14 protein-coding genes are annotated in these 12,124 nt (G+C 71.1%); 7 read left to right on the top strand and 7 right to left on the bottom strand.

Features of this window, described 5'->3' with window-relative positions:
• Nucleotides 1-247: 247 nt before the first annotated feature.
• Nucleotides 248-898 (bottom strand): DNA-3-methyladenine glycosylase, encoded by a 651-nt coding sequence (locus C3492_RS19915; protein WP_103813087.1) that lies wholly within the window; start codon nucleotides 896-898, stop codon nucleotides 248-250.
• A 100-nt stretch (nucleotides 899-998) separates the two neighbouring features.
• Between C3492_RS19915 and C3492_RS19910 the strand changes: the two genes are divergently transcribed.
• From C3492_RS19910 to C3492_RS19900, 3 genes are all read left to right on the top strand, one after another.
• Nucleotides 999-1,781, top strand: coding sequence for a sporulation protein (locus C3492_RS19910; RefSeq protein ID WP_103813086.1), 783 nt, complete (start codon nucleotides 999-1,001; stop codon nucleotides 1,779-1,781).
• 45 nt (nucleotides 1,782-1,826) lie between these two features.
• Nucleotides 1,827-2,366, top strand: coding sequence for a YbhB/YbcL family Raf kinase inhibitor-like protein (locus C3492_RS19905; RefSeq protein WP_103813085.1), 540 nt, complete (start codon nucleotides 1,827-1,829; stop codon nucleotides 2,364-2,366).
• Nucleotides 2,367-2,534: 168 nt separating this feature from the next.
• Nucleotides 2,535-3,041 carry an HNH endonuclease gene (locus tag C3492_RS19900; RefSeq protein ID WP_103813084.1) on the top strand — a complete coding sequence of 169 codons (507 nt, stop codon included), beginning with the start codon at nucleotides 2,535-2,537 and terminating at the stop codon, nucleotides 3,039-3,041.
• 109 nt (nucleotides 3,042-3,150) lie between these two features.
• Here the strand turns inward: C3492_RS19900 and C3492_RS19895 are convergent, their stop codons facing one another.
• The 3 genes from C3492_RS19895 to C3492_RS19885 form a co-directional block, all read right to left on the bottom strand.
• On the bottom strand, nucleotides 3,151-4,110 hold the full coding sequence (locus C3492_RS19895) for an SPFH domain-containing protein (RefSeq protein ID WP_103813083.1): 960 nt from the start codon (nucleotides 4,108-4,110) through the stop codon (nucleotides 3,151-3,153).
• Nucleotides 4,111-4,233: 123 nt separating this feature from the next.
• On the bottom strand, nucleotides 4,234-4,665 hold the full coding sequence (locus tag C3492_RS19890) for an NfeD family protein (RefSeq protein ID WP_103813082.1): 432 nt from the start codon (nucleotides 4,663-4,665) through the stop codon (nucleotides 4,234-4,236).
• Between the two features lie 60 nt (nucleotides 4,666-4,725).
• Nucleotides 4,726-5,523, bottom strand: a complete 798-nt coding sequence (locus tag C3492_RS19885; RefSeq protein ID WP_103813081.1) for an ABC transporter ATP-binding protein — start codon at nucleotides 5,521-5,523, stop codon at nucleotides 4,726-4,728.
• Nucleotides 5,524-5,674: 151 nt separating this feature from the next.
• On the opposite strand from C3492_RS19885, the gene C3492_RS19880 reads away from it, so the two are divergent.
• Complete coding sequence (locus C3492_RS19880) at nucleotides 5,675-6,463, top strand: hypothetical protein (RefSeq protein ID WP_103813080.1); 789 nt, start codon at nucleotides 5,675-5,677, stop codon at nucleotides 6,461-6,463.
• A 284-nt stretch (nucleotides 6,464-6,747) separates the two neighbouring features.
• Here C3492_RS19880 and C3492_RS19875 read toward each other — a convergent pair whose 3' ends face one another.
• The 3 genes from C3492_RS19875 to C3492_RS19865 form a co-directional block, all read right to left on the bottom strand.
• Nucleotides 6,748-6,993: a chaplin gene (locus C3492_RS19875; protein ID WP_103813100.1), complete on the bottom strand. Its 246-nt coding sequence runs from the start codon at nucleotides 6,991-6,993 to the stop codon at nucleotides 6,748-6,750.
• Between the two features lie 122 nt (nucleotides 6,994-7,115).
• Entirely contained in the window at nucleotides 7,116-7,757 is a 642-nt protein-coding gene (locus tag C3492_RS19870) for a response regulator transcription factor (protein ID WP_103813079.1), read from the bottom strand.
• The gene (locus tag C3492_RS19865; RefSeq protein WP_103813078.1) at nucleotides 7,750-8,895 is read right to left on the bottom strand and encodes a GAF domain-containing sensor histidine kinase; all 1,146 of its coding nucleotides are present in this window, start codon (nucleotides 8,893-8,895) and stop codon (nucleotides 7,750-7,752) included. The genes C3492_RS19870 and C3492_RS19865 overlap by 8 nt, the downstream gene beginning before the upstream one ends.
• Before the next feature lie 284 nt (nucleotides 8,896-9,179).
• Between C3492_RS19865 and C3492_RS19860 the strand changes: the two genes are divergently transcribed.
• The 3 genes from C3492_RS19860 to C3492_RS19850 all read left to right on the top strand — a co-directional run bounded on the left by C3492_RS19860 (nucleotide 9,180) and on the right by C3492_RS19850 (nucleotide 12,065).
• Entirely contained in the window at nucleotides 9,180-9,875 is a 696-nt protein-coding gene (locus C3492_RS19860) for an SDR family oxidoreductase (protein WP_103813077.1), read from the top strand.
• Nucleotides 9,872-11,041: an S-adenosylmethionine:tRNA ribosyltransferase-isomerase gene (locus C3492_RS19855; protein WP_103813076.1), complete on the top strand. Its 1,170-nt coding sequence runs from the start codon at nucleotides 9,872-9,874 to the stop codon at nucleotides 11,039-11,041. Before C3492_RS19860 ends, C3492_RS19855 begins: the two co-directional genes overlap by 4 nt.
• Nucleotides 11,042-11,339: 298 nt before the next feature.
• A complete protein-coding gene (locus C3492_RS19850; protein ID WP_103813075.1) occupies nucleotides 11,340-12,065 on the top strand; it encodes a transglycosylase SLT domain-containing protein in 726 nt (241 codons plus the stop codon).
• Nucleotides 12,066-12,124 lie beyond the last annotated feature (59 nt).

Raw genomic sequence — 12,124 nt, 5'->3', positions numbered from 1 at the left:
CCCAGTCGGCGGGGTGTCTCGGGGTTTTCGGCTTCCGCCGTCCGCCCTTTCGACATTCACTACGTTAGCCGATTCCCTCGGGAACTCATAATCGAGTCTCGCGAGTTCGAATTCGGACGCACGGATGCGCCGGAAACGACCCCGCTGAGGGGTTGGAGCTAGGTAGTGGGTTGGCCGCTCCGGCTGCAGGCGATCGCCGTACCCGGTTCAGCGGCTCGGGATACGTTACGCACCTCGGCGGCCCGAGTCAACTTCGGCGCCGCCGTGGCACGTGGGCCCGGTAGGGGCTCACCGTCGGGTCGTTGGCGACCCAGAAGCGCCACGGGTGGAGGTCGCCGTCGCCACCCTCGCCGGCGACGCCGGTACGGGGACCGCTGCGTACCTGGTCGGAGGGGACCGGTGTCCCCGTGAGCATCTTCAGGGGGGTCTCGCCGGAGGCGCACGCGTCCACGCCGTCCATGGCCCGGTCGACCTCCAGGGCCGTGGCCAGCCGGGCCGGTCCCTTGGCCAGTTCCTTGTCGTTCCGCGCCGAGACGCGTCGCTTCCGGGCCAGCTCTGCGCCCTCCACGACTTCACCCGCACGGAGGAGGATCCCGCTGGCCCGGCCCTCGGGTCCGCAGACCAGGTTCATGCAGTGCCACATGCCGTAGGTGAAGTAGACGTACACGTGTCCGGGCGGGCCGAACATCACCGCGTTGCGGGCTGTGGGGCCCCGGTAGGCGTGCGAGCCGGGGTCGTTCGGGCCGTCGTACGCCTCCACCTCGGTGAGACGGAGGGCGATCGGGCCGTCGGGTGTCGTCCGGACCAGAACGCGGCCGAGGAGGTCGGGGGCGACCTCCAGTACCGGGCGGTCGAAGAAGGCTCGGGGCAGTGGCGTACGGTCCGGGGGCGCGATCATGCCCTCCGAGGGTAGTCCAGACGGGGCACCGCGCCGGCGGAACCGGGCGTGGGCGGATCGCGTTTGTACGGGTCGAGGGTCCATTCGTAAAGGGAGAGTCATGGCGTTCAAGAAGCTGCTCGCGAGCCTGGGGGCCGGCGGGGCGTCGGTCGAGACGGTGCTGACCGAGGTCAATGTCGTACCGGGTGGTGTCGTCCAGGGGGAGGTGCGGATCCAGGGCGGGTCCGTGAACCAGGCCATCGAGGGGCTGTCCGTCGGTCTGCAGGCCAAGGTCGAGGTGGAGAGCGGCGACCAGGAGTACAAGCAGGACATCGAGTTCACCAAGGTGCGGCTCGGCGGGGCCTTCGAGCTGCAGGCGGGGGCCGTGCACGCGGTGCCGTTCGGGCTGGAGATCCCCTGGGAGACGCCGATCACCATGATCGACGGGCAGGCGCTGCGGGGCATGAACATCGGTGTGACCACCGAGCTGGCGATCGCGCGGGCCGTGGACTCCGGTGACCTGGACCCGATCAACGTGCACCCGCTGCCGGCGCAGAAGGCGATCCTGGACGCGTTCATCCAGCTGGGCTTCCGCTTCAAGAACGCGGACATGGAGCGCGGGCACATCCGGGGTACGCGGCAGAAGCTGCCGTTCTACCAGGAGATCGAGTTCTTCCCGCCGTCGCAGTACCGGGGTCTGAACCAGGTCGAGCTGAGCTTCGTCGCCGACGAGCACGCGATGGACGTCGTGCTGGAGATGGACAAGAAGGCGGGTCTGTTCAGTGAGGGCTCGGACACCTTCCGGTCCTTCCAGGTGGGTCTGAACGACTGGCAGGGGACCGACTGGGCGGCTTACCTCAACCAGTGGCTGTCCGAGGTCGGCAGCAAGCGCAACTGGTTCTAGGCTCGGGAACTGCTGGTTCCAGATCATCGATCAGGAGGTACCGAGGTGACCGAGCTCAAGCGGCGGCCGCTCCCCCACGACTTCCATCCGCCCGTGCCGTCGTTCACCGTGACGAGCGAGGACATCGAGGAGGGTGCGACGCTCAAGAGCGCCCAGGTCCATGCGGAGGGCAACACCTCGCCGCAACTGCGCTGGGAGGGCTTCCCGGCCGGGACCAAGAGTTTCGCCGTGACCTGTTACGACCCCGACGCGCCGACCGGCAGCGGGTTCTGGCACTGGGTCCTGTTCGACATCCCGGCCTCCGTGACGGAGCTTCCGGCGGGTGCGGGCAACGGCAGGTTCGAGGGGCTGCCCGCGGGCGCCGTGCACGCGCGCAACGACTACGGGACGAAGGACTTCGGCGGCGCCGCTCCGCCGCCCGGGGACGGCCCGCACCGGTACGTCTTCACGGTGTACGCGGTGGACCAGGAGAAGCTGGGTCCGGACGCGGACGCCTCTCCGGCCGTCGTCGGCTTCAACCTGCGGTTCCACACGCTCGCGCGCGCCCAGCTCATCGGTGAGTACGAGAACCCCGCGAAGGGCTGACGCCGGCGCAAGGATTCAGCCAAGGGTTCATTGAACGTTTGCCCGCCTCCGGTCTTGGAAGTGATCGGAGGCGGGCATTTTTTATTGCGTTGTCCATCTCGGCGCGCCCGTCCAGAGTTGATCCGAGCCCGCCGGGGGGTGGGCAGGTGCACACGGGAGGTGGGCTGGATGCGTGACACGCTGGTGCTGAACGCGAGCTTCGAGCCGCTGTCGACGGTGACGTTGAACCGTGCGGTCGTCCTGGTGCTCCAGGACAAGGCCGTCGTCGAGCAGGCCCATCCCGAACTGCGTATGCGGGGTGCCGATGTCGACATACCGGCGCCTCGGGTGATCCGGTTGTGCCGGTATGTACGGGTGCCGTTCCGAAGACAAGCTCCGTGGTCACGGCGGGGGGTGCTGGTCAGGGACCGGCACCGGTGCGCGTACTGCGGGCGGCGGGCGACGACCGTGGACCATGTGGTGCCGCGGTCCCAGGGCGGGCAGGACACGTGGCTGAATACGGTTGCCGCGTGTGCGGAGGACAATCACCGGAAGGCGAACCGGACGCCGGAGGAGGCCGGGATGGCGCTGCTCCGCGAGCCGTTCGAGCCGACCCCGGCCGATGCGATGCTCCTGGCCTTGGGCGCCGAGGACTTCGACGCGCTTCCTGAGTGGCTCGCCCGGGATGCGGCCTAGGGGTCTGCCGGTTTCGGGCTGTCGGCGGCTGCGGGTTGTTCGTGGTTGATCGCGTAGTTCCCCGCGCCCCCAGGCGGGCGCGGGTCACACCAATGCCGTGAAGGGGCCCTCAGTCGATCGACGGCTTCTCCCGGCGCTCGGAGCCGGTGGAGCCACCGTTGCCCGATGAGCCGTTGTTGCCCGAACCTCCGCCGAGGGGGCCGAAGTTGCCCATCGCTCCGGAGAGGCCCTTGAGGGCGTCGCCGATTTCGCTGGGGACGATCCAGAGCTTGTTGGCGTCGCCCTCGGCGATCTTGGGGAGCATCTGGAGGTACTGGTAGGACAGCAGCTTCTGGTCCGGGTCGCCGGCGTGGATGGCCTCGAAGACCGTGCGGACGGCCTGGGCCTCGCCCTCGGCGCGCAGGGCCGCCGCCTTGGCCTCACCTTCGGCGCGCAGGATCTGCGACTGCTTCTCGCCCTCGGCGGTGAGGATGGCGGCCTGGCGCGTGCCTTCCGCGGTGAGGATGGCGGCGCGCTTGTCACGGTCGGCGCGCATCTGCTTCTCCATCGAGTCCTGGATGGAGGTCGGGGGCTCGATGGCCTTCAGTTCCACGCGGTTGACGCGGATGCCCCACTTGCCGGTGGCCTCGTCCAGGACGCCGCGCAGGGCCGCGTTGATCTCCTCGCGGGAGGTCAGGGTCCGTTCCAGGTCCATGCCACCGATGATGTTGCGCAGGGTGGTGACGGTGAGCTGCTCGATCGCCTGGATGTAGCTGGCGACCTCGTAGGTGGCGGCCCGGGCGTCGGTGACCTGGTAGTAGATGACCGTGTCGATGTTCACGACCAGGTTGTCCTGGGTGATCACCGGCTGCGGCGGGAACGGTACGACCTGTTCGCGCAGGTCGATGCGGTTGCGGATGGTGTCGATGAACGGGACCACGATGTTGAGGCCGGCGTTCAGCGTCCGCGTGTAGCGGCCGAAGCGCTCGACGATGGCCGCGCTGGCCTGTGGGATGACTTGGATCGTCTTGATCAGGGCGATGAAGACCAACACCACCAGGATGATCAAGACGATGATGACCGGTTCCATCGTCGTTCCCCGTACCCTTCTCCGCCTCGGCGCCTTCGGCAGATCTCATGACTGTTGAAGATCTTGCTGGTCGAGTCTGACAGACCGTCGCGCAACTCGTGAGTCGTTCTCGGTGAGTTGTCCTCACAGGACGATGGCGGTGGCCCCTTCGATGTCCACGACGTCCACCTCCTGGCCCACTTCGTAGGCTCGGCCGGTGTCGAGGGCGCGGGCCGACCAGACCTCCCCGGCGAGTTTGATGCGGCCGCCGGACGCGTCGACCCGCTCCAGGACGACGGCCTGCCTGCCCTTCAACGCCTCCACGCCGGTGGCGAGTCGGGGACTCTGCCGACCGTGCCGGGCGGCTATGGGCCGGACGACGGCGATGAGGGCGACGGAGACGACGACGAACGTCAGGACCTGGATGACCGCGTCGACGCCGAGGGCGGAGACGACGGCCGCCGCCACGGCTCCCACCGCGAGCATGCCGAACTCCGGCATCGCGGTGACCACGAGCGGGATTCCGAGCGCCGCCGCGCCGACGAGCCACCACACCCATGCGTCGATGTCGTTCACATGGTCATGGTAGGGCCGCGGTCGGGCGGCGGACAGGGCGCGCGAGGGAGAGCAGAGGGGTCAGGACAGGGGCAGACCCTGGGCGGTCCAGCGGTCGCCGACCTGCTCCACGACGAGCGGGAGGCCGAAGCAGAGGGAGAGGTTGCGGGAGGTGAGTTCGAGCTCGATCGGGCCGGCGGCGAGCACCTTGCCCTGGCGGATCATGAGGACGTGGGTGAAGCCGGGGGCGATCTCCTCGACGTGGTGCGTGACCATGATCATCGAGGGGGCGATGGGGTCGCGGGCGAGCCGGCCGAGGCGGCGTACCAGGTCCTCGCGGCCGCCGAGGTCGAGACCGGCGGCGGGTTCGTCCAGCAGGAGCAGCTCGGGGTCGGTCATCAGGGCGCGGGCGATCAGGGTGCGCTTGCGCTCGCCCTCGGAGAGGGTGCCGAACTTCCTCTCCAGGTAGTCGCTCATGCCGAGGCGGTCGAGGAAGGCGCGGGCGCGCTGCTCGTCGACCTCGTCGTACTCCTCCTGCCAGTGGGCGGTCATGCCGTAGGCGGCCGTCAGGACGGTCTCCAGCACGGTCTGGCGCTTGGGGAGCTTGTCGGCCATGGCCATGCCGGCCATGCCGATGCGGGGGCGGAGCTCGAAGACGTCGGTGCCGGGCTTGCCGAGGGTCTCGCCGAGGATGGTGGCGGTGCCCTTGCTGGGGTAGAGGTAGCTGGACGCGACGTTCAGGAGGGTGGTCTTGCCGGCGCCGTTGGGACCGAGGATGACCCAGCGCTCGCCCTCCTTCACCGACCAGGAGACCTGGTCCACCAGAGCCCGGCCCTCACGGACCACGGATACGTCCTGAAGCTCCAGAACATCGCTCATGAGCGCGTTGTCTCCCCTTGCAGTGTGGCCGGTCTCGGCTGTCGCGTACGCCTGTGGCTCGGGTCCGCCGCGCCGGTGGGCGCAGCCCTTATGAAATCTACGCCACGAGTGCCCCGCTCCATTCCATCGGTCCGGTCCTTAGGGTGGAGGCATGCTTTCGGAACCGCGTTCAGGACGCCTCGCCGCTTGGGGAAATGCCCTTTTGGCCGGACTTGTCTCTCCGGATGACGCCGCACTCGCCGTCGTGGGCGAGGACGCCGTGCACCGGGTGGAGGGGCTGCCCGGTGAGTCCGCGCCGGTCGGGCTGACCCTCGCGCTGGGGCGGCTGCGCACGCTGGGGGTGACCGGGCTGCGGGTGGCCCTGCCCGCGCCGGGGCATCCACTGGGGCTGAGCGGCCCGCCGGAGTTCAACGCGCGGGCGCTGGAGGCCGAGGAGGCGGTGGTCTGTCACGGCGCCGCGTTCGGGCTGGTGCCGCAGGTGTACGAGGCCGGGCCCCAGGGTGATGTACATGCCGAGGTGGTCTGGCACGTGCTGCCGGTGCGGGAGGCGCCGCCCGCCGATGTGCCGTCGCTGGGCGAGGCCGAGCGGGAGCTGGCGGAGGCGCTGCGAGACGCGACCGAGGTGCTGTCGAAGCTGGACGTCGCCGGGTCGGGGCCGGTGGCGGAGGCGGCGATCGACGCGTACCGGGCGCGGGCCGAACGGGGCCGGGAGGTGCTGGCGCCGGGGTACCCGCCGCGTGCGGTGCGGGTGTTGGAGCTGGCACAGCGGGTGGGGCTGCTGGTGTCGCTGGCGTACGGCAACGGTCACGGGGGCGCGGTGAGCGCCTCGGAGATGGCGGCGCGCGGAGCGGCACTGCGCCCGGTGGAGCGAACGGCCCGGCGGGCGCAGGTCGCGGCGTACAACTCGTTCGTGGAGGAGCGGGAGCGCGGGATGCGGTGAGCCGTGGGCTACGCGGATTCCTGGGGGCCGGCGCAGGCGCGGAAGCCTGGGGGCCGGGCAGGCATGGAAGGCTCAGGGGGGCCGCAGGCGCGTACGCCTGAGGGGCCGGGCAGGCGCGTACGTCTGAGGGATCGGGCTGGTACGGATGCCGGGGCGACCAGGTCGCGGTCAGGCCGTCCAGCTGGACCGGGACGTCGACCGGGAGCTGGGCCGTCACTCGGCCGACGACCTGACAGGCCCCCCGGTGCGCCCGGGGAGCCTGAGGTCGTCGTCGGCGGGGAGCCTCAGCGGTTGAGGCCGAGGTTGCCGAAGGCCGGGTTCAGCACGCCGATGACGTTCACGCTGTTGCCGACCGCGTTCACCGGGACGTGCACCGGGACCTGGGCGACGTTGCCCGAGCCGACGCCCGGGGAACCGACGGCCTCGCCCGCCGCGTGGGCGCCGCCGTGGGCGGAGGCCAGACCGGCACCGGCCGCTACCAGACCCCCAGCCACCATCGTCACGGCCGCCGCCTTCTTCAGGTTCTTCACTGTCAACCCCTCCTGGTCGTCCACCGCGGCGATCTCCGCGGCACGCACTGGAGAACGGCGGAGATCGCCAGAGGATGCGCCATCCGGGTGACATTCCCACGACGGTATGAATCTCTGCCGTATCAGCCTGACACGCCGTGGCGTACGGCCCACAGCGCGGCCTGGGTGCGGTCGGCGAGGTCGAGTTTCATCAGGATGTTGGAGACGTGCGTCTTGACGGTCTTTTCGGACAGCACGAGCGCGCGGGCTATCTCGCGGTTGGACCGGCCGTCCGCGATCAGGCCGAGCACCTCGCGCTCCCGCTCGGTGAGCGAACCGCCCCTGCCCTGGCCGGTGTTGGCCTCCTCCTGGGAGAGCAGGGCACCGGCGACCTCGGGCTGGAGCAGGATGTGCCCGGCGTGCACGGAGCGGATGGCGCCGGCGAGGGCGTCGGGATCCACGTCCTTGTAGACGTATCCGGCGGCGCCCGCACGCAGGGCCGGGACGACCGTGCGCTGCTCGGTGAAGCTGGTGACGATGAGCACGCGCGCGGGGTTGTCGAGTTCGCGCAGTCTGCGCAGGGCGTCGATGCCGTCCATGCCCGGCATCTTCACGTCCATGAGGACGACGTCGGGCCGCAGTTCCTCGGCGCGGGCGACTCCCTCGGCGCCGTCGGCGGCCTCGCCGACGACCTTTATGTCGTCCTGGACCTCCAGGAAGGTGCGCAGGCCCCGGCGGACGACCTGGTGGTCGTCGACCAGCAGGACCTTGATCGGTTCACCCACCGGGGACCTCCATCTCGATCATGGTGCCCTTGCCGGGCGCGGATTCCACGGTCAGCGTGCCGCCGACCCCGCTCGCCCGGTCCCGCATCGAGACGAGGCCGAGGTGGCGTCCGGCGCGGCGGACCGCCGTGGGGTCGAAGCCGCTGCCGTCGTCGGCGACGCGCAGGACGGCTCCGTTGCCGCGCCGGTCCACGGTCACCTCGACCCGGTCGGCGCCGGAGTGGCGCAGGGCGTTGTGCAGGGCCTCCTGGGCCACCCGGAGCAGGGCCTCCTCCTGGGCGGCGGGCAGGGCGCGGAAGCCGTTGCTGGTGAAGGTCACACGCGCGGTATGGGCGCGGTCGAGGACCTGTGTCTGGGTGCGCAGGGTGGCGATCAGGCCGTCCTCGTCCAGTGCGGCGGGCCGCAACTCCACGACGGCGGCCCGCAGTTCTTCGGCGGCCTCGGCGGCGAGGGAGGCCACCTGGTGGAGTTCGCCCTTGGCGCGGACGGGGTCGCGGTCGACGAGGGCGGCTGCCGCCTGGGCGGTCAGGCGCAGAGAGAACAGCTTCTGACTGACCGCGTCGTGCAGTTCGTGGGCGAGGCGGGAGCGTTCCTCGGCGATGGTCAGTTCGCGGCTGCGCTCGTAGAGGCGGGCGTTGGTGAGGGCGATGGCCGCGTGCTGGGCGAGGATGGAGAGCAGTTCCTCGTCCTCCTGGGTGAAGCCGCAGCTCCCCTCGGGCTTGGAGCAGTTCTTGTTCGCGAGGAACAGGGCGCCGATGACCTCGTCGCCGTCGCGGATGGGCAGGCCCAGGAAGTCGGCGAGGTCGGGGTGGGCGGACGGCCAGCCCTCGAAGCGGGGGTCCTTGCGCACGTCGGCGAGGCGCTCGGCCTTCGCCTCGTGCAGCATCGCGGCGAGGATGCCGTGCTGGCGCGGGAGCGGGCCGATGGCACGCCACTGCGCGTCGCTGACGCCGTCCACGACGAACTGGGCGAAGCCGCCGTGGTCGTCGGGCACGCCGAGTGCGGCGTACTGCGCGTCGAGCAGCTCGCGGGCGGAGGCGACGATCGTCTTGAGGACGTCGCGCACCTCCAGGTGCCTGCTCATGGCCAGCAGCGCGGAACTCACCGCGGCGAGGCCGGACCGGGGGCCTTGACTCATGTTCCTCACGGTACCGGCGGGGTCTGACAGCGCGGATCGGACCGGTGGCGGCGGCTCCCGGTCCGCTGGGCCTAGGCCCGCGGGCGTAGGCCGCCGGTTGCGGGGCGCGGGGTGTGGGCCGCCGGTCCTGGGGCGTCAGGCGTAGACCGCCGGTACCGGGGCGCCGGGCGTAGGCCGAAGGGCCCCGCAGCTTTGCGGCCCGCGTCCGAGGCGGCCCGAGGGGTGCCGTTCCTAGGTTGAGGTCACCGCCCGAGGGGGCGGTGAGCGACGAGGGGACGGTAGTCATGCCGGTAGCGATCATCACGGGGGCCTCGAAGGGCCTGGGGCGGGCGCTCGCCGAGGCGCTGGGCGCGCGCGGCTGGGATCTGGTGCTCGACGCCCGGGGCGCCGACGCCCTCAAGGAGACCGCGGAGGCGGTCGGGCGGCATGGTACGCGGGTGGTGGCACTGCCCGGGGACGTCACGGACGGCGGGCACCGGACGGAGCTGGTGACCGCGGCGGGGCGGCTGGGCGGAGCCGATCTGCTGGTGAGCAACGCGAGCGCGCTGGGCGCCGAGCCGCTGGTGCGGCTGGCGGAGCTGTCGACGGAGGGGTTGCGGCGTGTGCTGGAGGTGAACGTGGTGGCGGCGCTCGGGCTGGCCCAGGAGGCGCTGCCGCTGTTGCAGGCGTCGCCGGCGGGCACGGTGATCGCGGTCTCCTCGGACGCGGCGGCGGAGGCGTACGAGACGTGGGGCGGCTACGGCGCCTCCAAAGCGGCCCTGGATCAGCTCGCCGCGGTGCTCGGGGTGGAGGAGCCGGGGCTGCGGGTGTGGGCGGTGGATCCCGGGGACATGGCGACGGACCTGTACGCGGCGGCCGTACCGGACGACGACGCGCCGCGTCCGGCGCCCGCCGATGTCGTGCCGGCGTTCCTGCGGCTGCTGGACGAGCGTCCGGCGAGCGGGCGGTACGCGGCGCCGTCCCTGCTTCGGGCGCGGTGACCGTGTCCGCGGGGGTCTCCCCGCTCGGGCCTCGGAAGTGGGGGAAGGTCCCGGCCGAGCTGTCCGCGCGCGTGCCCGCCGAGCAGCGGGGGGCGGGGCCGGGGCGGGACGCCGTACGGCTGCTGGTGTCGCGCGGAACGGAGGTGGCGCACCACGCGTTCCGCGAGCTGCCGGGGCTGCTGCGGGCCGGGGATGTGCTGGTGGTGAACACCTCCCCGACGCTGGCCGCCGCGGTGGACGGGAGGATCGGGCACGCGCGCGTGGTGGTGCATTTCTCCACGCGCGGGGACGACGGGCGGTGGGCGGTCGAGCTGCGGGAACCGGACGGGCGCGGTACTACGCGCGCGCGTGCGGGCTCGCCCGCGGGGACAGAGGTGTCGCTGCCGGGCGGTGGCCGGCTGCTGCTGGAGGAGCCGCTGAGCGCGCGGGGTGAGCGGCTGTGGTGGGCGCGGGTCGCCGGGGCGGACGTACGGGAGGTGCTCGGCGACCACGGGCGGCCCATTCGCTACTCCTACACGGAGCGGGACCAGCCGCTGTCCGCGTACCAGACGGTGTTCGCGCTGCCGTCGCCGGACGGGGCGGGCAGTGCCGAGATGCCGAGTGCGGCCCGGCCCTTCACCGCGCGGCTGGTGGCGGAGCTGGTGAGCCGGGGGGTGTGGTTCGCGCCGGTGACGCTGCACACGGGGGTCTCGTCGACGGAGGCGCACGAGCCGCCGTATCCGGAGCGGTTCTCGGTGCCGGAGGCGTCGGCGCGGCTGATCAACCACGTCCGGGCGGGTCGAGAAGGGCTCGGAGCGCTTTCTCACGAGGGTGGTGGCGGCAGCCGGGCGGGCGGCCGGGTGATCGCGGTGGGGACGACGGCCGTGCGGGCCGTGGAGTCGGCCGCGGGGCCGGACGGCGTGGTGCGGGCGGCCGAGGGGTGGACGGATCTGGTCGTGACGCCCGAGCGCGGAATACGAGTGGTGGACGGGTTGCTGACCGGGTTGCACGAGCCGGAGGCCTCCCACCTGCTGATGCTGGAGGCGGTCGCCGGGCGGGCGGCTGTGGACCGGGCCTACGAGGAGGCGCTGCGCGCGCTCTACCTGTGGCACGAGTTCGGCGATGTCCACCTCATCCTGCCGGAGGAGAGCCCTCACCCAGAGCATTGCGAGGGCAACAAGCTGTGAATTGGCATGGCGCTCGATGTGAGCCCGAGCATAGGGCCCACATCACGTACGAAAGGGCATAGGAGATAAAAGCCCCCACATGAACGGGGCAGACGGTCCCGTCTGTCCCGTTTTGCCCTTCCCTGATCCACTATCGGGCATCGTACGTCACACCTTTGCCTGGGCATTTTGCGCCCGCTAAGAATTGCTTCCGTCGCTCAGCGCCGCGGGCTTTCCGCCGCGGCGTTCGTGTGGGAGGAGCCGATTCCCCCGGCGGACGCAGGAGCGACCTCCGCGCTATCGAAGAGGTCCATCAGCCATGCCCAAGAACATCCTCAACCGTGCTCGCAGTCGTCAGCTGACCAAGCACCACAAGATCGCCGTCGCCGGTGTCGCCGCACTCGGCACCGCCGCCCTCGCCTTCTCGGCCGCTCCGAGCAGCGCCGACACGGTCACCACCGGCGCTCCCGCCACGACCTCGCAGGTCGCCGCCTCCGGCACCGTCCTGCAGAACGTCAAGGGCATGGTCACGGACCAGCTCGCCGCCAAGAACATCAAGCTCGACACCCTCGCGGCGCAGAAGAAGGCCGCCGACGCCGCCGTCGCGAGGAAGGCCGCCGCCGACGCCGCCGCCAAGGAGGCCGCCCAGGAGCGCGCCGTCACGGCCGCCGCCGGTCGCTCCGCCCAGCGCCTGGAGATGCAGCCGGTCGCCGCGAAGACGTACGCCAACAACCTGGACGGCTGGATCCGCCAGGCCCTGGACATCATGAAGGCCAAGCGCATCCCGGGCAGCTACAGCGGCCTGCACCGCAACATCATGCGGGAGTCCTCCGGCAACCCCAACGCCATCAACAACTGGGACATCAACGCCGTCAACGGCATCCCGTCCAAGGGTCTGCTCCAGGTGATCCCGCCCACCTTCCAGGCGTACCACGTCCCCGGCACGTCCTGGAACATCTACGACCCGGTCGCGAACATCACCGCCGCCGCCAACTACGCGGCCCACCGGTACGGCTCGATCGACAACGTCAACAGCGCGTACTGAGGCCGGGCGCGGGACCTCGACGACGCAAGGCCGAAGGGCGGCACCCCGACGTGGGGATG

Origin of the sequence: Streptomyces sp. Ru62 (assembly GCF_002920615.1) — a bacterium.
Classification (GTDB): Bacteria; Actinomycetota; Actinomycetes; order Streptomycetales; family Streptomycetaceae; genus Streptomyces.
Note: the sequence above shows the minus strand (reverse complement) of the source record. Positions and strands in the feature narration are given on the sequence as shown.